The organism is Streptomyces canus (assembly GCF_030816965.1).
GTDB classification, from domain to species: Bacteria; Actinomycetota; Actinomycetes; order Streptomycetales; family Streptomycetaceae; genus Streptomyces; species Streptomyces canus_E.
On sequence record NZ_JAUSYQ010000002.1, the window covers coordinates 9117092 to 9137177 of the forward strand.

General features: G+C 71.3%; 18 protein-coding genes. 9 read left to right on the plus strand and 9 right to left on the minus strand.

Translation table 11 applies throughout. From position 1 onward, the window contains the following. Positions 1 to 13: 13 nt before the first annotated feature. The gene (locus QF027_RS42565) at positions 14 to 2287 is read right to left on the minus strand and encodes a DapH/DapD/GlmU-related protein (protein ID WP_307080761.1); all 2274 of its coding nucleotides are present in this window, start codon (positions 2285 to 2287) and stop codon (positions 14 to 16) included. A 98-nt stretch (positions 2288 to 2385) separates the two neighbouring features. On the opposite strand from QF027_RS42565, the gene QF027_RS42570 reads away from it, so the two are divergent. Both QF027_RS42570 and QF027_RS42575 read left to right on the plus strand, forming a co-directional pair. Further along, on the plus strand, positions 2386 to 3048 hold the full coding sequence (locus QF027_RS42570; protein WP_306973568.1) for an NUDIX domain-containing protein: 663 nt from the start codon (positions 2386 to 2388) through the stop codon (positions 3046 to 3048). Positions 3049 to 3135: 87 nt separating this feature from the next. Beyond that, complete coding sequence (locus QF027_RS42575; protein ID WP_307080763.1) at positions 3136 to 4119, plus strand: aldo/keto reductase; 984 nt, start codon at positions 3136 to 3138, stop codon at positions 4117 to 4119. 13 nt (positions 4120 to 4132) lie between these two features. On the opposite strand, the gene QF027_RS42580 is transcribed toward QF027_RS42575, so the two are convergent. From QF027_RS42580 to iolC, 3 genes are all read right to left on the minus strand, one after another. Further along, positions 4133 to 4918, minus strand: coding sequence for a GntR family transcriptional regulator (locus tag QF027_RS42580; protein WP_306973564.1), 786 nt, complete (start codon positions 4916 to 4918; stop codon positions 4133 to 4135). A 35-nt stretch (positions 4919 to 4953) separates the two neighbouring features. After that, positions 4954 to 6828, minus strand: a complete 1875-nt coding sequence (iolD, locus tag QF027_RS42585; RefSeq protein ID WP_307080765.1) for a 3D-(3,5/4)-trihydroxycyclohexane-1,2-dione acylhydrolase (decyclizing) — start codon at positions 6826 to 6828, stop codon at positions 4954 to 4956. Positions 6829 to 7043: 215 nt separating this feature from the next. Beyond that, complete coding sequence (gene iolC, locus QF027_RS42590) at positions 7044 to 8021, minus strand: 5-dehydro-2-deoxygluconokinase (protein ID WP_307080767.1); 978 nt, start codon at positions 8019 to 8021, stop codon at positions 7044 to 7046. Between the two features lie 293 nt (positions 8022 to 8314). Between iolC and QF027_RS42595 the strand changes: the two genes are divergently transcribed. From QF027_RS42595 to QF027_RS42620, 6 genes are all read left to right on the plus strand, one after another. Continuing rightward, entirely contained in the window at positions 8315 to 9334 is a 1020-nt protein-coding gene (locus QF027_RS42595; protein WP_306973558.1) for a sugar ABC transporter substrate-binding protein, read from the plus strand. Beyond that, positions 9334 to 10413, plus strand: coding sequence for an ABC transporter permease (locus tag QF027_RS42600; RefSeq protein ID WP_307080769.1), 1080 nt, complete (start codon positions 9334 to 9336; stop codon positions 10411 to 10413). The genes QF027_RS42595 and QF027_RS42600 overlap by 1 nt, the downstream gene beginning before the upstream one ends. Before the next feature lie 7 nt (positions 10414 to 10420). Next, complete coding sequence (locus QF027_RS42605) at positions 10421 to 11338, plus strand: ATP-binding cassette domain-containing protein (protein ID WP_306973555.1); 918 nt, start codon at positions 10421 to 10423, stop codon at positions 11336 to 11338. Position 11339: 1 nt separating this feature from the next. Continuing rightward, complete coding sequence (locus QF027_RS42610) at positions 11340 to 12242, plus strand: sugar phosphate isomerase/epimerase family protein (protein ID WP_306973553.1); 903 nt, start codon at positions 11340 to 11342, stop codon at positions 12240 to 12242. A gap of 10 nt (positions 12243 to 12252) precedes the next feature. Then, a complete protein-coding gene (locus QF027_RS42615; RefSeq protein ID WP_307080771.1) occupies positions 12253 to 13272 on the plus strand; it encodes a Gfo/Idh/MocA family protein in 1020 nt (339 codons plus the stop codon). A 132-nt stretch (positions 13273 to 13404) separates the two neighbouring features. Further along, positions 13405 to 14361 (plus strand): hypothetical protein, encoded by a 957-nt coding sequence (locus QF027_RS42620; protein WP_307080773.1) that lies wholly within the window; start codon positions 13405 to 13407, stop codon positions 14359 to 14361. On the opposite strand, the gene QF027_RS42625 is transcribed toward QF027_RS42620, so the two are convergent. The 4 genes from QF027_RS42625 to QF027_RS42640 all read right to left on the minus strand — a co-directional run bounded on the left by QF027_RS42625 (position 14358) and on the right by QF027_RS42640 (position 18586). After that, positions 14358 to 15359: a Gfo/Idh/MocA family protein gene (locus QF027_RS42625; protein ID WP_307080775.1), complete on the minus strand. Its 1002-nt coding sequence runs from the start codon at positions 15357 to 15359 to the stop codon at positions 14358 to 14360. The genes QF027_RS42620 and QF027_RS42625 overlap by 4 nt on opposite strands. Positions 15360 to 15543: 184 nt before the next feature. Continuing rightward, positions 15544 to 16548, minus strand: a complete 1005-nt coding sequence (locus QF027_RS42630) for a Gfo/Idh/MocA family protein (RefSeq protein WP_306973545.1) — start codon at positions 16546 to 16548, stop codon at positions 15544 to 15546. Between the two features lie 57 nt (positions 16549 to 16605). Beyond that, positions 16606 to 17382 carry an SDR family oxidoreductase gene (locus QF027_RS42635; protein ID WP_266511042.1) on the minus strand — a complete coding sequence of 259 codons (777 nt, stop codon included), beginning with the start codon at positions 17380 to 17382 and terminating at the stop codon, positions 16606 to 16608. A 37-nt stretch (positions 17383 to 17419) separates the two neighbouring features. Beyond that, positions 17420 to 18586, minus strand: coding sequence for a phytanoyl-CoA dioxygenase family protein (locus QF027_RS42640; RefSeq protein WP_307080777.1), 1167 nt, complete (start codon positions 18584 to 18586; stop codon positions 17420 to 17422). A 107-nt stretch (positions 18587 to 18693) separates the two neighbouring features. Between QF027_RS42640 and QF027_RS42645 the strand changes: the two genes are divergently transcribed. Next, positions 18694 to 19713, plus strand: coding sequence for a LacI family DNA-binding transcriptional regulator (locus QF027_RS42645; RefSeq protein WP_307080779.1), 1020 nt, complete (start codon positions 18694 to 18696; stop codon positions 19711 to 19713). On the opposite strand, the gene QF027_RS42650 is transcribed toward QF027_RS42645, so the two are convergent. Further along, complete coding sequence (locus tag QF027_RS42650; protein WP_307080780.1) at positions 19710 to 20075, minus strand: Gfo/Idh/MocA family protein; 366 nt, start codon at positions 20073 to 20075, stop codon at positions 19710 to 19712. The two genes, QF027_RS42645 and QF027_RS42650, sit on opposite strands and share 4 nt — an antisense overlap. Positions 20076 to 20086: the final 11 nt, after the last annotated feature.

Below are 20086 nucleotides of genomic sequence, written 5' to 3' on the forward strand. Positions count from 1 at the left end.
ACGTCCCGTCGGCTCAGCTCAGGCCCGCGATTCCCTGGCGGGCCGGTTCTGGGCGGTGGATGCCGTGGGGGCGGTACCCCAGTTCGCCGGAGCGGTCCAGCAGGTCGGCGAGGTACCAGATGATGGCAAGCCACATCTCCGTGCCCTGGAGCCCGGGGTCGGGTCCGGGGCCGGCGGCGCCCGGGCCGAAGCCGAAGCCCCGGCCGTCCTGCCAGCGCGGCAGGACCGTGGCCAGCTGCCGCTCGGCCCAGTCGCGGATCTCGCCGGAGCGGTAGCCGTCGGCATCCCGCCCGAGCTGCCGAGTGCACAGCCACAGGGGATGGGCGACATCAAGCACATTGCAGGCGTTCTCCCGGCCGGGACCGAAATGCCGGGCGTCGCGCGCGTGGTCCAGGACCGCGTCCACGACTCGTTCCGGATACGGCACCGGCAGCCCGAATTGTGCGAACGAGCCCCGCGTCAGCCGGTAGTAGCCGTTGACCACCTGGAGCCGGCCCTCCTCGGCAGAGGGCCTGCCCCACATCCCGGTCCAGGGATCGGCCCTGGTCAGCAGCCAGCCGAACAGCGCCTCCGGCGTCCCGTGGCCGTGGTCGCCGCCGTCGTCGTGCCGCAGGTTCCAATGGGCGGCAGTAGCAAGGCTGTCGACCCAGGCACCCGCGCCCCACGCGCCCGTGCGCCAGGGCAAAGCCTCCAGTCGTGCAATGAGTTGACGTGTCGTCATGTCCCGTACGCCGCACACCGGATGGGGGAGCCCGGGGCCCAGCAGATCGAGGGCGTAGCCCAGGCACAGCACGTGATAGAGCGCCGCTCCTTCCCCGATGAACCCGTCGGCGTCCGCCACCGGCAGCGGTTCGCCGAACTCCGGCACGAGACCGCTCTTCGGATCCTGCAGCCCGCTCAGCCGCCCGATGTGCTCCTCGGCGGACAGGTGCTCCGGCACAGCCCCGAGCAGCAGGTCGGCGATCTCCACTGCGTCGCAGTGAGCCCGTACGGTGGGAACGGCGCCGGGCCGATCGACGTAGCGCTCACCGTCCCAGCAACGGTCGAGGAGTCGGGCAGCCTGATCCCGGGCGGTGTCCGCGAAGCCGGCCAGGGTGGCTGCGCGGGGACCGGGGTCGGGCGCCGGGCGGGTCGCAGGCGTACGGCCGCCCCCTGGCCGTATCCCTGGCAGATCCGCCACCTCGGCACCCACGGCCGGAGCCGCCACCTGCACCCCCCGCCGATCGTGCGGCGCCCGCTCCGCATTGCCGGTGGCCGCCGCTCCGGGCTCGAGTGCCGGGCGGGTGGTAGGCGTGCGGTTGTCATCGGACCGTCTCTCCGGCGCAGCCGCAGCCGCAGCCGCCTCGGTGTCCGCTGCCTTCGCCGTCTGCACCGCCCGCCGGTCGTGCGGTGTCGGCTGCGGATGGCCGGCGGCTGCCGCCCGGGGCTCGGGGTCGGGTGCCGGGCGGGTGGTAGGCGTGCGGTTGTCATCGGACCGTCTCTCCGGCGCAGCCGCAGCCGCCTCGGTGTCCGCTGCCCTCGCCGTCTGCACCGCCCGCCGGTCGTGCGGTGTCGGCTGCGGATGGCCGGCGGCTGCCGCCCGGGGCTCGGGGTCGGGCGCCGGGCGAGTCGCAGGCGTACGGCCTTCATCCGGCCGTACCCCTGACACAGCCGCAGCCGCAACCGGATCCATTGCCACCTCCACCTCCACCTCCGCCTCCACAGCCCCCGCCCCCCGCACCTCCCGCCGGTCCCGCAGAACCCGTGCAGGGTTCCCCGCGGCCACCGACCACGCCGGCAGATCTCTCGTGACCACCGCTCCCGCCCCGATCACACAGTGATCGCCGATGGTCACGCCGTCCACGACGATCACATGCGAGCCGATCCAGACGTCGTCGCCGACCCGGATGCCCCGGCTCGTGAGCGGCTGGCGGTAAACGGGCCGGTCGGGAGCCATGGAGTGGTTGAAGCCGAGCAGCGAGGTGTGGGCACCGATGCGTACGCCATGACCGAGTACGACGTTCCCGCGCACCGTGGTGAACGGGTTGAGCGTGCAGTGGGAGCCGGTGTCCAACTCCCCGGTGACGTAGGCGTGGGCGGCGATGTACGAGTCGTCGCCGAGCCGCAGCCGGTCCGGGAACACCGCCGCGGACTCGGCGACGTAACAGCGCTCACCGATCCCGGTGTCACCGCCGACGGCCCGCTGCAGCTCCCGCTGTGCGGCGCGCTGTTCTTCGGTCGCCTCGTCGGCGAAGAGCCACGGGCAGTGGTCGAAGTGCCGTACGGACGGCTGCGACGGATGTTCCATATGGGCACGCTAAGCGACGCGGCCCGCCCCGGAATGGTAGAAGCGGTCATGACCAACTCGCACTTCTCCCGCTCCTCCTCCCGTCCGGCAGGTGTCCGATGACCGAGGGCATCGACACTCCCGACCGCCGGGGCCGCACCGGACTCGACCGCACCGGCCTGAACCTGACCGGCAACCCGCGCGTGAGGGTCCGCGATGTGAAACTGCTGTCCAGCCACTGGTACGTCGAGCGGGCCACGACCTTCGACATCCAGCACGCCGACGGGAGCTGGAGCACTCAGCAGCGCGAGACCCACGACCGTGGCAACGGCGCCACCATGCTGCTGTACGACACGGAACGCGAAACCGTCCTGCTCACCCGCCAGTTCCGCTTCCCGGTGTATGTCAACGGACACCCCGACGGACTGCTCATCGAGACACCCGGCGGCCTGCTCGACGACGATGACGAGCACCCCGAGATCGCCGTACGACGCGAGGTCGTCGAGGAGACCGGGCACACCATCGGCGAGGTCCGGCACGTCTTCGACGTCTATATGAGCCCCGGTTCGGTCACCGAGCGCGTCAGCTTCTACGCCGCCGAGTACGCCCCGTCGACCCGCACGCACGAGGGCGGCGGCCTCGACGAGGAGGGCGAGGACATCGAGATCCTCGAACTGCCCTTCCGCCGGGCCCTGGAGATGATCCGTACCGGGGAGATCGCCGACGCCAAGACCATCATGCTGCTCCAGTGGGCGGCGCTCGAGGGCCCGTTCGCCAAGTGACCACGCGGCCCCTTGACTTGAAGTGCGCTTCAAGATGAAGACTCCCGAGTGTGCCCTGAAGACGGGTACACACGGGAGGGAATCATCATGAAGTACCGCACCATCGGCACCGATCCGGCGACCCGCCGCGAGGTCAGTGTCCTCGCGCTCGGCGCGATGCTGTTCGGGTCACGGACCGACGAGGAGACCTCCTTCGCCGTCCTCGACCGCTATGTCGAGGCCGGCGGCAACTTCATCGACACGTCCGACAACTACGCCTTCTGGGAGGACGGCGGCCAGGGCGGCCAGAGCGAGGAACTGCTCGGCCGGTGGCGGCGCAGCCGCGGGATCGGAGACGAGATCGTCATCGCCACGAAGCTCGGCGCCCGGCCCCTGGCGCCCGGCACGAGCTACCTCGACAACGCGGAGGGACTGTCGGCGAAGGTGATCCGAGAGTCCGCGGAACGCAGCCGGGAACGCCTGGGTGTGTCGAAGCTGGACCTGCTCTACGCGCACATCGAGGACCACGCGGTCCCGCTCCAGGAAACGGTGGAGGGATTCGCCGAACTGGTCGCCGAGGGCACGGTGGGCCTGCTGGGAGTGAGCAACCACGCGGTGTGGCGGGTGGAACGGGCCCGCGCCCTGGCGGCTGCGGCCGGCCTTCCCGCCTACGAGGTCCTCCAGTACGCCCACAGCCACCTGCGCCCCCGGACCGACGTCCCGGATCCCCTCTTCCCCGACGGCAGCCTCGGCCACGCGGGCGCGGACCTGTTGAGCTACCTGCGCGCGGAGCCCGACCTCACCCTGGTCGCGTACTCACCCCTCCTGAAGGGCGCCTACACCCACCCGGACCGCCTCCCCGCCGACTTCGACCACTCGGGCACGCCGGCTCGTCTGAAGGCTCTGACCGAGGTGGCGAAGGAGACGGGCGCGACCGTCAACCAGGTCGTCCTGTCCTGGCAGGCAGGCGGCGACCTGCCGATCGTCCCGCTGGTCGGGATGTCGTCGGTGGCCCAGCTGGAGGAGAACCTGGCGGCGGTGGATCTGGAGCTCACGGGGGAGCAGCGGGCGCGGCTGGACTCGGCGTACTGATCCCGCTGCCCGGTCAGGGCCTGACCAGCAGCCGGAAGTCAAAGGTGTACCGCGACGCCCGGTAGATGTGGGTGCCGTACTCGACCGGGCGGCCGGTGTCGTCGTAGGCCGTGCGTTGCATGGTCAGGACCGCCGCGCCCGCCTGTTCGTCGAGGCGGGCGGCCTCCTCGGCGGTGGCGGAGCGGGCGCCGATGGTCTGGCGGGCGCTGTGCAGGGTGATGCCGGCGGTGCGCAGCATGCGGTAGAGGCCGGTGGTCTCCAAGCGGTCGCTGTCGAGGTGGAGGAGGCCGGTGGGCAGGTAGTTGCAGAGGAGGGCCACGGGCTGGCCGTGGGTCAGGCGCAGGCGCTCGAGCGCCGTGACCTCGCTGCCCTCCGGGACGGACAGCGCGGCCGCCACGTCGGCGGACACCGGCACGGTCTCGTTGCGCACGACCCGCGTCGCCGGACCCTGCCCGGCCGCCTCCAGGTCGTCGTAGAGGCTGCTGAGCTCCAGGGGGCGCTTGACCTGGCTGTGCACCACCTGCGTGCCCACCCCGCGCCGGCGGACCAGCAGGCCCTTCTCCACCAGGGTCTGGATGGCCTGGCGGACGGTCGGGCGGGACAGGCCGAGGCGGATCGAGAGGTCGATCTCGTTGCCCAGGAGGTTTCCCGGGGCGAGCGCCCCGTGCTCGATCGCCTCCTCCAGCTGCCGGGCGAGCTGGTAGTACAGCGGCACCGGACTGCCCCGGTCCAGGGCGAAGTCCAGGGAGTCGAGCGCGGGGGCGGTCGCAGCACGTGACGTGTCGCGGGGCTTCGCCATGGGGGTACCTCCCTCAAAGGGTCGGGGGCGGGCCATCAGAGGTGGGTGCGGCGCGCGGCTGCCTGACGGTCGTACTCCGTCCTCGCCTCCACGGCGGCCTCGCGCGACGCCGTCTCCGCCACCGGCACGTCCCACCAGGCCGCTGCCGGGGGAGCGGTCGGGGTCGCGGTGTCCGTCTCGACGTAGACGCAGGTCGGCCGGTCCGAGGCGCGGGCCGTGGCCAGGGCCTCGCGCAGCTCCCGTACGGTCTTGGCGCGCACCACGTCCATGCCGAGGCTCGCCGCGTTGGCGGCCAGGTCGACCGGGAGCGGGGCCCCGCTGAAGGTGCCGTCGGCCGCCCGGTAGCGGTAGGCGGTGCCGAACCGCTCGCCGCCCACCGACTCCGACAGGCCGCCGATCGAGGCGTAGCCGTGGTTCTGGATGAGGACGAGGTTGATCGGCAGGCCCTCCTGGACGGCGGTGACGAGTTCCGTCGGCATCATCAGGTAGGTGCCGTCGCCGACCAGCGCCCACACCGGGGTGTCCGGGGTCGCCTGCTGGACGCCGATCGCGGCCGGGATCTCGTAGCCCATGCAGGAGTAGCCGTACTCCAGGTGGTACTGGCGGGGGCTGCGGGTCCGCCACAGTTTGTGCAGGTCGCCGGGGAGCGAGCCGGCCGCGTTGATCACCACGTCCTCGTCGCCGACGACCGCGTCCAGCGCGCCCAGCAGCTGGGTCTGGGTCGGGACCGCGTTCTCGTCCGCAGCGTCGAAGGCCCGGGTCACGACTCGCTCCCAGCGCTCCTTGCCCGCCCCGTACTCGGCTTCGTAGGCCGCGTTCACGCGGTGGCTCTCCAGCGCCGACGTGAGCGCCTCCAGACCCGCTCGCGCATCGCACACGACCGTCCGCGCGGCCAGCTTGTGGGCGTCGAAGGAGGTGATGTTCAGGTTGAGGAAACGGACGTCCGGGTTCTGGAAGAGGGTGCCGGAGGCGGTGGTGAAGTCGGAGTAGCGCGTGCCCACACCGATGACCAGGTCCGCGGTGCGTGCGAGGTCGTCGGCGACCGCCGTACCGGTGTGGCCGATGCCGCCCAGGTCGGCGGGGTGGTCGTGGCGCAGGGAGCCCTTGCCCGCCTGCGTGGACGTGACGGGGATGCCGGTGGCGTCCGCGAAGGCCTTCAACGCCTCCTCGGCCTCGCTGTGGTGGACCCCTCCGCCCGCCACGATCAGCGGGCGCGCGGCCCCCAGGATGGCCCGCACCGCCTCCGCCAGCTCCACCGGGTCGGGCGCGGGACGCCGTACCCGCCACACCCGCTCGGCGAAGAACTCCTCGGGCCAGTCGTACGCCTCCGCCTGCACGTCCTGGGGGAGGGCGAGGGTGACCGCGCCGGTCTCGGCCGGGTCGGCGAGGACCCGCATGGCCTGGAGGGCGGAGGGGATCAGGGCCTCGGGGCGGTGGATGCGGTCGAAGTAGCGGGACACCGGGCGCAGGGTGTCGTTCACCGACACGTCCGCCTCCGTCGGATGCTCCAGCTGCTGCAGGAGCGGGTCGGCGGCGCGGGTGGCGAAGTAGTCGCCGGGCAGGAGCAGGACCGGGAGGCGGTTGATCGTCGCCAGGGCCGCGCCGGTGACCAGGTTCGTGGCGCCCGGGCCGATCGACGTCGTGACCGCCTGGGCCGACAGGCGGTTCAGCTGACGGGCGTGGCCCACGGCCGCGTGGACCATCGCCTGCTCGTTGCGGCCCTGGTGGAACGGCATCGCGTCCTCACCCGCCTCCAGGAGGGCCTGCCCGATGCCGGCCACGTTGCCGTGGCCGAAGATGCCCCAGGTCCCGGCGATCAGCCGGTGCCGTACGCCGTCCCGCTCCGTGTACTGGACGGAGAGGAACCGCACGAGGGCTTGCGCGACGGTCAGGCGGGTGGTGCTGCTCATCAGGACTTCTCCGGTGCCGTGTAGAGGGGAGGCGGGGGTCGGCGGGCTGGTCCGGGTGGGCGCGGATCAGCCGGGCCCGCGGCGACGTCGAGGTGGTACGGGGAGTGGCTGGGCACGGCCACGGGCGGGAGCCCGGAACCGCCCGCCGCCGGGTGCTGGGACTGTCGTACGGCAATATCGTGGCCCGTACGCCAAGCCGCCGTCGGGCGGGCCGGTCACGGCGCGACGCCGTTCAGGAGACTGTCGATCTCGGCCTGCGTCGGCATCGCGGAGGAGCAGGCGAGGCGGGCGGCGACATGCGCGCCGGCCGCGTTGGCGTACCGGACGGTCCGCTCCAGCTCCCAGCCGGACAGCAGCCCGTGGCACAGCGAGCCGCCGAACGCGTCGCCGGCGCCGAGGCCGTTGACGACCTCGACCGGGACCGGCGGGACCTCGGCCGTGGTGCCGTCGCGGTGCACGGCGAGGACGCCCTTCGGGCCCTGCTTCACCACGGCGAGCTCCACACCGGCCGCCAGCAGGGCCTCGGCGCACGCCCGGGGTTCACGCTCCCCGGTGGCGATCTCGCACTCGTCGAGGTTGCCGACCGCGACGGTCGCGTGCCGCAGGGCCTCGGCGTAGTACGGGCGGGCTTCTTCGGGGTCCGCCCAGGCCGTGTCACTCCACAGGTCGGGCCGCCAGTCGAGGTCGAAGACCGTGGCGCCCGCCCTGTCGCGGCACTTCAGGGCGGCGAGCGTGGCCGAGCGGCTCGGCTCCTCGCTCAGACCCGTGCCGGTGATCCAGAAGATCCGGGCCGCGCGGATGGCGAAGTAGTCGAGCTCGTCGGTGTGTATCTCCAGGTCGGGAGCCTTGGGGCGGCGGTAGAAGTACAGCGGGAAGTCGTCCGGCGGGAAGATCTCGCAGAAGGTGACCGGGGTCGGGTAGGCCGCCACAGGAGTCACCCAGCGGTTGTCGACGCCGAACTCCGTGAGGGTCTGGTGGAGGTACGTGCCGAAGGGGTCCCCTCCGGTACGGGTGATGACCGCGGTGGAGCAGCCGAGCCGGGACGCGGCGACCGCGACGTTGGCGGCCGATCCTCCGAGGAACTTGCCGAAGGTCTTGACCTGCGCCAGAGGGACCCCTGACTGCTGCGGGTAGAGATCAACTCCGATACGGCCCATACTGATCACGTCGAACTGCTGGACTGGCTCGACCATGCGCGACGCTCCTCGATCCGACCTGGGGACGTACGGGCCCTACAGGCCCGTTGCTTCCCCAGGTGTAGGACTCGAAGGGTGACGCTGTCAATAGTTTGTACTTACATTCGGACCTGCTTGTGAAATGATGTCTTAACAAAGTATTGACAGCGGGCGCGCTCGGGGATTGGATTCCGTCCCAACGCAACCGCCGTGATGTCGCGGCACCAGACCCGGAACTCCCGAGGTCCCGGGCCATGAATCCCACCCCCTTCCCGACGTTCTCCCCGTCGCACAGTGAGGTGCAAGGAAAGATGGACCGCTCTTCTCTCTCCCGTTCGCGGAGATTCGCTCCCGCCGTGGCCCTGGCTGCGGCCGCGGCCCTGACGCTCGCCGGCTGCTCCAGCAGCTCGGGCGGCAAGAAGTCCGAGGAGAGCGCGGACGGCGCCTCCGCGGGCAAGGCCACCACCCCCCGGATGACCATCGCGCTGGTGACGCACCAGTCGCCCGGCGACACCTTCTGGGACATCGTCCGCAAGGGCGCCCAGGCCGCCGCCGCCAAGGACAACGTCGACCTGGTCTACTCGGCCGACCCGAGCGCGGCCAACCAGGCCACCCTGGTCCAGAACGCCATCGACAAGAAGGTCGACGGCATCGCGATCACCCTTGCCAAGCCGGACGCCCTCAAGGACGTCGTGGCCAAGGCGAAGAAGGCCGGCATACCCGTCGTCGGCCTCAACTCCGGTGTCAGCGACTGGCAGAAGCTCGGCCTGATGGAGTTCTTCGGCCAGGACGAGTCCGTGGCCGGCGAGGCACTCGGCAAGCGGCTGAACGAGGCCGGCGCCAAGAACGCCGTCTGTGTCATCCAGGAGCAGGGCAACATCGGCCTGACCCAGCGCTGCGACGGTGTGAAGAAGACCTTCACCGGCAAGCTGCAGACGCTGAACGTCAACGGCACCGACATGCCGTCCGTGAAGTCGACGATCACTGCCAAGCTCACGCAGGACAAGTCCATCGACTACGTCGTCACGCTCGGTGCGCCCTTCGCGCTGACCGCGGTGCAGTCGGCGTCCGACGCGGGCAGCAAGGCCAAGATCGCCACGTTCGACCTCAACAAGGACCTGACGGGCGCCATCAGCAAGGGCACCATCGAGTTCGCCGTCGACCAGCAGCCCTACCTCCAGGGCTACCTGGCGATCGACTCGCTGTGGCTCTACAAGAACAACGGCAACTACATGGGCGGTGGCGAGCAGCCGGTGCTGACCGGCCCGGCCTTCGTCGACAAGTCCAACGTCGACGCGGTGGCCGCGTTCGCCGCGAAGGGCACCAGGTGATGGGTATGACCCAGCATGCCGAGCCGGCGGTGTCGTCACCGCCGGCCTCCGGCCCGGGCAAGGTGAAGGACGGCCGGACCGCGGAACGACCGCTCGCGCTGCGCGTGTTGGCGCGTCCCGAGGTCGGTGTGTTCCTGGGTGCGGTGGCGGTGTGGGTGTTCTTCCTGATCGCCGCTCCGCCGGTGCGGGACGGCAGTTCGATGGCGAACATCCTGTACCAGTCGTCGACGATCGGGATCATGGCGTTGCCGGTGGCGCTGCTGATGATCGGCGGGGAGTTCGACCTGTCGGCGGGTGTCGCGGTGATCACGTCGGCGCTGACCGCGAGCATGTTCGCCTTCCAGCTGACGTTGAACGTGTGGGCGGGCGTCGTGGTGGCGCTGCTGGTGTCGCTGGCGATCGGGTTCCTCAACGGCTGGCTGGTGGTCAGGACCGGCCTGCCCAGCTTCCTGATCACGCTCGGCACGTTCTTGATCCTTCAGGGCGTCAACCTGGCCGTGACCAAGTTGGTGACCGGCAATGTGGCCACCGACGACATCAGCACCATGGACGGCTTCGACCAGGCCAAGAAGGTCTTCGCGAGTTCTTTCGAGGTCGGCGGCGTCCAGGTCAAGATCACGATTGTGTACTGGCTGGTGTTCGCCGCGATCGCCACCTGGGTGCTGCTGCGCACCCGGTACGGCAACTGGACCTTCGCGGTGGGCGGCAACAAGGACTCCGCCCGGGCGGTGGGCGTGCCGGTCACCTTCACGAAGATCAGCCTGTTCATGCTGGTCGGCTTCGCCGCCTGGTTCGTCGGCATGCACAACCTGTTCTCCTTCAACACCGTGCAGTCCGGCGAGGGCGTCGGCCAGGAACTGATCTACATCTCCGCGGCGGTCATCGGCGGCTGTCTGCTGACCGGCGGCGCGGGCTCGGCGATCGGTCCGGTCTTCGGCGCGTTCATGTTCGGCATGGTCCAGCAGGGCATCGTCTACGCCAACTGGAACCCGGACTGGTTCAAGGCCTTCCTCGGCGTGATGCTGCTCGGCGCCGTCCTGATCAATCTGTGGGTCAGCCGCACCGCGACCCGGAGGTAACTGCGCTATGACCACTGAAGAGACCGGCACGCACGGCGCGATTCTCGCCGACGCCCCCGACACCTCGGGCGCGGACGGAGTGATCGTCGAACTGCGCAACGCCGGCAAGGCGTACGGCAACGTCCGCGCCCTGCACGGAGTCAGCCTGAAGGTGCACCCCAGCCAGGTCACCTGTGTGCTGGGCGACAACGGCGCCGGCAAGTCCACCCTCATCAAAATCATCTCCGGCCTGCACCAGCACACCGAGGGCGAGTTCCTCGTCGACAACACCCCGGTGCGCTTCTCCACCCCGCGCGAGGCCCTCGACAAGGGCATCGCCACCGTCTACCAGGACCTCGCCGTGGTCCCCCTGATGCCGGTATGGCGCAACTTCTTCCTCGGCTCCGAGATGACCAAGGGCCCCTGGCCCGTGCGTCGCCTCGACATCGAGAGGATGAAACAGACCGCCGACCACGAGCTGCGCCAGATGGGCATCATCCTGGACGACCTCGAACAGCCCATCGGCACCCTCTCCGGCGGCCAGCGCCAGTGCGTGGCCATCGCCCGCGCCGTGTACTTCGGCGCCCGCGTCCTGATCCTGGACGAGCCCACCGCCGCGCTGGGTGTGAAGCAGTCCGGTGTGGTGCTCAAGTACGTGGCCGCGGCGCGGGACCGGGGTCTCGGGGTCATCTTCATCACCCACAACCCGCACCACGCCTACATGGTCGGCGACCACTTCAGCGTGCTGCGCCTGGGCACCATGGAACTGTCCGCCTCCCGCGATCAGATCACCCTGGAGGAGCTGACCAACCACATGGCCGGTGGCGCCGAACTCGCCGCCCTCAAGCACGAGTTGAGCCAGGTCCGCGGCGTCGACACCGAAGCACTCCCCGAGGAGCAGGACCTCACCGCACCCGTGGCCGCCACCGGCGAGGGGAAGTCCTGAGATGGCGGCCCCACTCGACCGTATCCGCGTCGGCTCGGCCCCGGACTCCTGGGGCGTCTGGTTCCCCGACGACCCGGTGCAGGTGCCGTGGGAACGCTTCCTGGACGAGGTCGCCGAGGCGGGCTACTCCTGGATCGAGCTGGGGCCGTACGGCTATCTGCCGACCGACCCGGCCCGGCTGACCGACGAGATCGCCCGGCGCGACCTCAGGGTCTCGGCGGGCACGGTCTTCACCGGGCTGCACCGCGGCCCCTCGGTCTGGGAGTCGACCTGGGAGCACGTCAGCCAGGTCGCCGCGCTCACCCAGGCCATGGGGGCCGGGCATCTCGTCGTCATCCCGTCCTTCTGGCGCGACGACAAGACCGCCGAGATCCTCGAGCCACCGGAGCTGACCCACGAGCAGTGGGCACACCTGACCAAGGGCATGGAACGGCTCGGCCACGAGGTGAAGGAGGCGTACGGCCTGGACATCGTCGTCCACCCGCACGCCGACACCCACCTCGACACCGAGGACCACGTCGAGCACTTCCTGGACTCGACGGACTCCGAACTCGTCAACCTCTGCCTGGACACCGGGCACTACGCCTACTGCGGCGGCGACAGCGTCAAGCTCATCGAGACCTACGGCGAGCGCATCGGCTATCTCCACCTCAAGCAGGTCGACCCGGAGATCCTCGCGGACGTCGTCACGAACGAGGTGCCGTTCGGCCCGGCCGTCCAGCGCGGAGTGATGTGCGAACCGCCGTCCGGTGTACCCGAGTTGGAGCCCGTCCTGGTGGCAGCGCAGAAGCTCGGCGTGGAGCTGTTCGCCATCGTCGAGCAGGACATGTACCCGTGCGAGCCGGACAAGCCGCTGCCGATCGCGGTGCGCACCCGTAAGTTCCTGAGGTCCTGCGGCGCCTGAAGGGATGACCATGACCGAGCGAGCCACCCTGGGCGTCGCCGTCATCGGCACCGGCAAGATGGGCGCCGACCACGTCCGCCGTATCCATGAGGTCGTCAGCGGCGCCCGGGTGAGTGCCGTCGTGGACGTCGACACGGAACGCGCCAAGCAGATCGCCGCCCGCGTCGACGGCTGCACCGCCCACACCGACCCGGCCTCCGCGATGGCGGCGGCCGATGTCGACGCCGTCCTGATCGCCTCGCCGGGCCCCGCCCACGAGGCGGCCCTCCTCCAGGCCTTCGAGCACGATCTGCCGGTGCTGTGCGAGAAGCCGCTCACCCCCGACGCGGCCTCCGCGCTGCGGGTCGTGGAGGCCGAGCAACGACTGGGCCGCAGACGGGCCCAGGTCGGCTTCATGCGGCGCTACGACACCGAGTACATGAAGCTCAAGTCACTGCTGGAGACGGGCCAGTTGGGGCGGCCGCTGATGCTGCACAACCGGCACCGCAACGCCGCGAGCCCGCCCTTCTTCACCAGCTCCATGCTGATCAGCGACTCCGTGGCCCATGAGACCGACGTGACCCGCTGGCTGCTCGGGCACGAGATCACCGCGGTCACGGTGCTGCGCCCGACGCCGTCCGTGAACGCCCCCGACGACCTCCAGGACCCGCAGTTCGTCGTCTTCGAGACCGACGGCGGCGCTCTCGCCGACGTCGAGATCTTCGTCAACTGCGGCTTCGGCTACCAGGTCCAGGCCGAGGCGGTCTGCGAACGCGGCACCGCCCGCATCGGCGACGGCCACGCCATGGTCACCAACATGGCAGGACGCTGGGGCGGCACCATCGCCCAGGACTTCGTCGAACGCTTCGCCGACGCCTACGACCGTGAGGTCCAGGCCTGGGTCGACGCCACCCGCCGCGGCGAGGTCACCGGCCCCAGCGTGTGGGACGGCTACGCGGCGGCCGCGGTGTGCGAGGCGGGCGTGAGGTCGCTGAACGAGGGCGGCCGGACGACCGTGGAACTCGTGGAACGGCCCGCCCTGTACGGCTGACTTCGCGCCGTACAGGGGGAGTTCGGTGAAGTTCCCCCGTGCTCGCTACGGACCCGGTGAATCGCGGCATCGGTGTGACCCCCTGTGCGACCATGGCGCGGCTGTCCTCGGCGGGGCGGCGAGGGGGTGCGCATGGGACTCGTACGGATACTGCTGCCGTTGCCGCGCGCGGCGGCCAAATGGGCGCCGGAGAAGGGCGGACCGCTGCTGGGGGCCGCGCTGTCGTACTGCGTCACCCCTTCCTGGGCGGGGCTGCCGCCGCCGTCGCCCGCGCGACGGCTGGCCTGGGCCGAGGAGGCGGTCGAGGTCTACCGCGGGACGGCCGACACGGAGGGGCTGAGCCGTGCCCTGGCGCTGCGTGCCCACGCGTTGCTGCTGTCCGGCCGCTTCGAGGAGGCGTGCACGGCAGCGACCGCCGTACCGGGCGAGGCGCCCTGGGCGCTGGCCGCCTTCGTCGGGGACGTGCGGGCGCAGGCGCTCGCCGGCGTCGGCCGGACCGAGGAGGCCGTGTCGGTGGCACAGGCGTGCGTGGAGGCGTACCGCCACCTGTCCGCCCCCCACCGCAGGGCCCGGGCGCTCGGCAGCCTGCCCGGCGCGCTGCGGACATACGGGATGCTGCTCGCCGCGGTCGGCCGCAGCGAGGAGTCCGTGGCCGTCTACGAGGAGTGTGCCGCGCTCCTCGCCGCCATGTCGCTCCGGGAGCTGGCGCACGTCGAGCTGGTGCGTCCGCAGGTGCTCGCCGAACTGGTCGGTGTGCTGAGGGCGTTGGGGCGATACGGGGACGCGCTGGGCGTGGGCCCCGAGGCCCGGGAGGCGCTGCGGGGGCCCCTCGCGTGGGCCGTCCCCGAGATCGTTCTGCCGTTGCGGGTACGGCTCCTGGTCGATCTCGCCCGCTGCCACACCGCCACCGGGGACCCGGCCGAGGCCCGCGCCTGTGCCGTGGCGGCGGTGGCCGAGGCCCGCAAGCCGCACGGCGCGGGCGAGCTGACCTCGGCGCTGGACTGCCTGGCCGATGTACTCGGTGAACTGGGCCAGACCGACAAGGAGTCGATCACCCGGCGTGAACTGGCCGAGCTGCGCGACAGCTAGGACACGCGTGGCCGCGGCTCGAACCCGGCCGCCCGGTAGGCGGCGTCGATCAGCGTCATGGTCGCCACCGCGTCGTCCGCGTCCAGCGGCAGCGGGGCGCCCCCGCGCACCCGCTCAGCGAACGCCTCCAACTGGTAGGTGTACGACGATCGCGTACCGAGCCGCTCGGTGCGCTCGCCGTCTCCGGTGCGCACCACGACCCGGTCGTCCCGGTGCGGCAGCACGAAGTTCGGCGCGAGGACCTCGCCCCGCGAACCGATGATCCGGCAGCTCATCTCCAGCCCGTCGTACGCCATGTGGCAGCGCGCCGACCCGGTCGCGCCCCCGGGGAACGCCAGGTCGGCGTCGAGCCACTCGTCGACGCCGGGCGCCCCCGCCCGCTGCCCGCCCCGCGCGGAGACCAGCCGCGGTGCGCCGCCCGCCCACGGGGCCAGCATGCGCAGGGCGTGCAGGCTGTAGCAGCCGAGGTCCATCACCGCGCCGCCGGCCAGCGGCAGCGACCAGCGCGGGTCGGTGTCCGCCGGCGCCTGGATCGCGACCATGGCCTCCACGTGCCGCAACTCGCCGATCTCACCGCTCGCGAGGACTTCGTGGAGCCGCCGGGTGACCGGGTGGAAGAGGTAGTGGAAGGCCTCCATGAAGACCGTGCCGGCCTTCGCGGCCGCCTCCCGCACCTCCGCGGCCTCCTCGGCGTTGCTCGCCGACGGCTTCTCGCTCAGGACGTGCTTGCCCGCGGCGAGCGCCGCGAGGTTCCACGGCCCGTGCAGACCGTTGGCGAGCGGGTTGTAGACGACCTCGACCTCGGGGTCGGCGATCAGCTCGGTGTACGACCCCGCCACCCGCTCCACACCGTGCTCGGCCGCGTAGGCCTCGGCGCGGGACCGGTCCCGCGCGGCCACCGCGACGACCCGGTGACCGGTCGCCCGGGCCGGGCCGATCAGTGAGGCGCCGCTGATCCGCGCGGCTCCCAGTACTCCGATGCGCAGCGGTTCGCTCATGTCCGCGGTTCCTCCTCGACGACGGCAGGACGGGGTCCTGCCGGATCAGTGTGCGCCGCGCGGGCGGGCAGTGATGGCGCGCGAGGTCCTGGGCGTGTGCCAGGACCAGGCCGCTCGGTCCGGCGCCCACGACGGTCACGGCTCGCGGCAGACGGGCGCCGGGACCGGAGTGTTCGCGTGCGGCTCAGGCGGAGCGGACCTCGGCGATCGTCACCGGGCGGTGCTCGTGCAGCGACAGCGTGCACGCCTCGGCGATCCAGCCCGCCTCCAGGGCGTCCGCGACCGTGCACGGCGAGGGCCGGGTGCCGGCCACGACCTCGGTGAACGCGGTGAGTTCGGCGCGGTAGGCGGCCGTGAAGCGGTCCATGAAGAAGTCGTGCGGGGTGCCCGCGGGGAAGGTCACGCCGGGCTCGACCGAGCGCAGCGGGAGCTTGTCCTCCAGGCCGACGGCGATGGAGTCCGTGAAGCCGTGGATCTCCATGCGGACGTCATAACCACGCGCGTTGTGGCGGGAGTTGGAGACCACCGCGATCGTGCCGTCGTCGAGGGTGAGGATCGCGCCGGTGGTGTCGGCGTCGCCCGCCTCCTTGATGTACTCGGCGCCCCGGTTGCCGCCGACGGCGTACACCTCGACGACCTCGCGGCCGGTCACCCAGCGGATGATGTCGAAGTCGTGCACCGAGCAGTCCCGGAAGATGCCCCCGGAGGCGGCGACGTACGCGGCCGGCGGCGGGGCCGGGTCCAGCGTGGTCGAGCGCACGGTGTGCAGCTTGCCCAGCTCGCCGCTCTGCACGGCGGCCCGGGCGTTGACGAAACCGGCGTCGAAACGGCGGTTGTAGCCGATCTGGATCGGCACGTCGCTGCCGTCGACGGCCCTGAGGACCTCGACGCCCTCGCTCATGTGCTTGGCGACGGGCTTCTCGCAGAAGACGGGGATGCCGGCCTCCACGCCGGCCAGGATCAGCTTGGGGTGGGCGTCCGTCGCCGCCGCGACCACGATGCCGTCCACGCCGGCGGCCAGCAGGGCCTCCGGCGAGTCCACGACCTCGCCGCCGAACCGCTCCGCGGCGGACTTGGCGGCCTCCGCGAAGGGGTCGGTGAGCACGAGTGACTCGACGGCGTCGAGTCCGGAGAGGGTCTCGGCGTGGAAGGCGCCGATGCGGCCGAGGCCGAGGATTCCGATGCGCATGAGGGTGCAGCTCCTTGAGAGTGTTTCGGGCGAGCGGTGTTTCTCGAGCGGGAGGGGTCAGTCGAGGCCGCCGAGGACGTTCTGGTCCCAGTCGATCACCGAACCGGTCACCACGCCCGACCGGTCGGACAGCAGGAGGACCACGAAGTCGGCGATCTCGTCGGGCTGGCCGAGCTTGCCCATCGGGAGCTTGGCGGCGGCCTCCTCACGCCAGTCGTCGCCGGCGCCGTGGAAGGTCTTCTGGGTGGCGTCCTCGCCCTCGGTCGCCGTCCAGCCGATGTTGAGGCCGTTGATCCGGACCCGGTCCCAGCGGTGGGCGTGCGCGGCGTTGCGGGTGAGGCCGATCAGGCCCGCCTTCGCGGCGACGTAGGGCGCGAGGAACGGCTGCCCGCCGTGCGCCGAGGAGGTGATGATGTTGACGACCGTGCCGGGCGCCTTGCGGCCGACCATGTCCGCCACCGCCGCCTGCATGGCGAAGAAGGGCGCCTTGAGGTTGATCGCGATGTGCTGGTCGAACAGCTCGGGCGTGGTGTCGAGGAGCGTGCCCCGGGAGGTGAGCCCGGCGGAGTTCACCAGGCAGTCGACACGGCCGTACGCCTCGACGACCCGGGTGACGGACGCCCTGGCCTGCTCGGCGTCGGCGAGGTCGGCGCGGACGAACAGCGCCTTGCCGCCGGCCGCCTCCAGCTCCGCCACCAGCGCCGCACCGGGCTCGGGGCGGCGGCCGGTCACGGCCACGACCGCGCCCTCGCGGACGGCGGCCCGGGCGATGGCGGCACCGACGCCCTGGCTGCCGCCGTTGACGAGGACGACCTTGTCGTCGAGAAGTCCCATGAATGTGCCAGTACCTTTCAGCTTGTGCGCCGCTGATTCAGCTCGTACGCCGGTCGGCGCCCGCGCGCAGCTCGTCCCTGAGGGTCCGTGGGGTCCAGCCCTCGGCGAGCGCCCGTCGTACGAGGTCCGCCTGGGAGGGCGGGGCGAGTCCGTCGACCGGTGGGTCGCTGTCGAGATTGGTGGGGAAGGGATAGCCCTCGGCGCTCGCGGCGATCACGTTGTCCAGCCACTCGGCGTCGGCGCCGTCCGCCTTGCGGCGCAGCAGCGCCGGGTAGACGGCGTTCGACACCGCCTCCCGGTCCACGGTCTCCATGGCACGCCCGAAGGCCGAGGACACCTGCAGGAGGTTGACCATGCGCCGCACGTCGGTGGTGCGGTTGGTCCCGGCCGCGTGGAACAGCGCCGGGTTGAAGAAGACGGCGTCGCCCTTCGCGAGCGGCAGCTGGACGTGGTGTTCCTTGAAGTACGCCTGGAACTCCGGCCGCCGCCATGCCAGATACCCGGGCTCGAACATCTGCGAGAACGGCAGGTACAGCGTCGGCCCCGACTCCACCGGCATGTCGCAGTGCGCGACGGCGCCCTGGAGCGTGAGCACGGGGGAGAGGCGGTGTACGTGCGCCGGATAGGCCGCGGCGACCTCGTCGGAGAGGAAGCCGAGGTGGTAGTCGCGGTGCACGGTCTGCGCGAGGCCGCCCGGGTTGACCACGTTGACCTGGGAGGTGACCTGGTAACCGGGGCCGAGCCACGCCTCGGACACCAGGGCGAGGACCGGGTTGGCGTAGTAGTCGGCGAACGCCGAGGGGTCGTAGAGGGCCGCCTTCTCCAGCGCGTTCCACACCCGCTCGTTGGCACCGGGCTTCGCGAAGTGGTCGCCCGCGGTCGTGCCCGCCGCGTACTGCTCGCGGATCAGCGAGTCGAAGACCTCCGTGAACCGGTCGACGACCGCGTGATCGGGGAACGCCCCCTGGAAGACCACGACCCCGGGCCCGTCGGTCAGGGCCCGCACCAGCTCCTCCTGCACTTCCCGGCGGTCCTTGGCACCGCGGACGCGCTCGGCGTCGTACAGCAGGACGTTCCGCTCTACGGCGGCGGCGTGCGGGTAGTCGGCGGGGTCGGCCGTTCGCTCGACGAGCGCGCGGAACGAGTCGAGGTCGCAGTCCTGCTCGGACAGCCAGGCACGGCGGTGTACGGCGGTGAAGGACATCGGCGTCCTCTCGGTGACAGGGGCGACTCAGCGCTGTCATTCTTGTCATGACAAAGCCGTCGAACAACCAGCAGGCAACCATCAAAAACCCCTCAAGGAGCACACGCGTGGGCCACCCCTATCCGATCCGGGAGATCGCACGTCAGGCGGGGCTGAGCGAGGCCACCGTCGACCGGGTCCTGAACGGCAGGGGAGGGGTCCGGGAGAACACCGCCCGCGAGGTCCGCCAGGCGATCACCGACCTGGACCGGCAGCGCACCCAGGTCCGGCTGGTCGGCCGCACCTTCATGATCGACATAGTGATGCAGACGCCGGAGCGCTTCTCGACGGCCGTGCGTGCCGCCCTGGAGGCCGAGCTGCCCGCGCTGCACCCCGCGGTCCTGCGCTCCCGCTTCCACTTCCGTGAGACCGGGCCGGTGGCGGAGCTGACGAAGACCCTCGACCGGATAGCCCGTCGTGGCTCCCAGGGCGTGATCCTCAAGGCTCCCGACGTCCCCGAGGTCACGGCCGCGGTCGGCCGGCTCGCGGAGGCGGGCATCCCCGTGGTCACCCTGGTCACCGACCTGCCATCCACAGCCCGCCTCGCCTACGTGGGCATCGACAACCGGGCGGCGGGAGCGACCGCCGCCTACCTCATGGGCCAGTGGCTCGGCGACCGCCCCGGCAACGTCCTCACCAGTCTCAGCAGCGGTTTCTTCCGCAACGAGGAGGAGCGTGAGATGGGGTTCCGCAGCGTGATGCGCACCCGCCACCCGGAACGCGCGGTGGTGGAGATCGCCGAGGGACAGGGCCTGGACGCCACGCAGTACGACCTCGTCCGGGCCGCTCTGGAGCGGGATCCGGAGATCCGGGCGGTCTACTCCATCGGCGGCGGCAACATCGCCACGCTCAGGGCCTTCGAGGACCTGGGCAGGGAGTGCGCGGTGTTCGTGGCCCACGACCTGGACCACGACAACGACCGGCTGCTGCGAGAACACCGCCTGTCGGCAGTCCTCCATCACGACCTGCGGCAGGACATGCGGGAGGCGTGCCACATCGTGATGCGGGCGCACGGGGCGTTGCCGCCGGCGGGGCCGACGACGCCTTCGGCGATACAGGTGGTGACGCCGTACAACATGCCGTACTAGGTCGCCGTCCGGCCGCGGGTCCGGTCCGGCTGTTCGTCGGGGATGACGATCCCGCACTGTCTTCCGACCGCGCCCGGTGCCGAGGTCACACTCCGGCTCACACCGTGCACCACCCCGGGCCGACCGCACCGGCCCTCTCCCGGCGCGGCCTTCAACGCGACGTACGCCGGGTCGAACCGCCGCATGAACCCCACCGACACGCGCCCGCCGCCCGCCTTGTCGTCCTCACGTACGACCTCGACGCACTCGGCGACCGTCGACACCAGCGGCTTCTCGTACAGCACCGGCTTCCCGGCCCGCACGGCGGCCACGGTCAGCTCGGCGTGGGTGGAGTCGTGGGAGGCGACCACGACGGCGTCCACGCGGGAATCGG

What these genes read in the sequence shown, in the direction of transcription:
- QF027_RS42565 (WP_307080761.1), bottom strand. Translation starts at nt 2,287, where the DNA reads ATGGAACATCCGTCGCAGCCGTCCGTACGGCACTTCGACCACTGCCCG.
- QF027_RS42570 (WP_306973568.1), top strand. Translation starts at nt 2,386, where the DNA reads ATGACCGAGGGCATCGACACTCCCGACCGCCGGGGCCGCACCGGACTC.
- QF027_RS42575 (WP_307080763.1), top strand. Translation starts at nt 3,136, where the DNA reads ATGAAGTACCGCACCATCGGCACCGATCCGGCGACCCGCCGCGAGGTC.
- QF027_RS42580 (WP_306973564.1), bottom strand. Translation starts at nt 4,918, where the DNA reads ATGGCGAAGCCCCGCGACACGTCACGTGCTGCGACCGCCCCCGCGCTC.
- iolD (WP_307080765.1), bottom strand. Translation starts at nt 6,828, where the DNA reads ATGAGCAGCACCACCCGCCTGACCGTCGCGCAAGCCCTCGTGCGGTTC.
- iolC (WP_307080767.1), bottom strand. Translation starts at nt 8,021, where the DNA reads ATGGTCGAGCCAGTCCAGCAGTTCGACGTGATCAGTATGGGCCGTATC.
- QF027_RS42595 (WP_306973558.1), top strand. Translation starts at nt 8,315, where the DNA reads ATGGACCGCTCTTCTCTCTCCCGTTCGCGGAGATTCGCTCCCGCCGTG.
- QF027_RS42600 (WP_307080769.1), top strand. Translation starts at nt 9,334, where the DNA reads ATGGGTATGACCCAGCATGCCGAGCCGGCGGTGTCGTCACCGCCGGCC.
- QF027_RS42605 (WP_306973555.1), top strand. Translation starts at nt 10,421, where the DNA reads ATGACCACTGAAGAGACCGGCACGCACGGCGCGATTCTCGCCGACGCC.
- QF027_RS42610 (WP_306973553.1), top strand. Translation starts at nt 11,340, where the DNA reads ATGGCGGCCCCACTCGACCGTATCCGCGTCGGCTCGGCCCCGGACTCC.
- QF027_RS42615 (WP_307080771.1), top strand. Translation starts at nt 12,253, where the DNA reads ATGACCGAGCGAGCCACCCTGGGCGTCGCCGTCATCGGCACCGGCAAG.
- QF027_RS42620 (WP_307080773.1), top strand. Translation starts at nt 13,405, where the DNA reads ATGGGACTCGTACGGATACTGCTGCCGTTGCCGCGCGCGGCGGCCAAA.
- QF027_RS42625 (WP_307080775.1), bottom strand. Translation starts at nt 15,359, where the DNA reads ATGAGCGAACCGCTGCGCATCGGAGTACTGGGAGCCGCGCGGATCAGC.
- QF027_RS42630 (WP_306973545.1), bottom strand. Translation starts at nt 16,548, where the DNA reads ATGCGCATCGGAATCCTCGGCCTCGGCCGCATCGGCGCCTTCCACGCC.
- QF027_RS42635 (WP_266511042.1), bottom strand. Translation starts at nt 17,382, where the DNA reads ATGGGACTTCTCGACGACAAGGTCGTCCTCGTCAACGGCGGCAGCCAG.
- QF027_RS42640 (WP_307080777.1), bottom strand. Translation starts at nt 18,586, where the DNA reads ATGTCCTTCACCGCCGTACACCGCCGTGCCTGGCTGTCCGAGCAGGAC.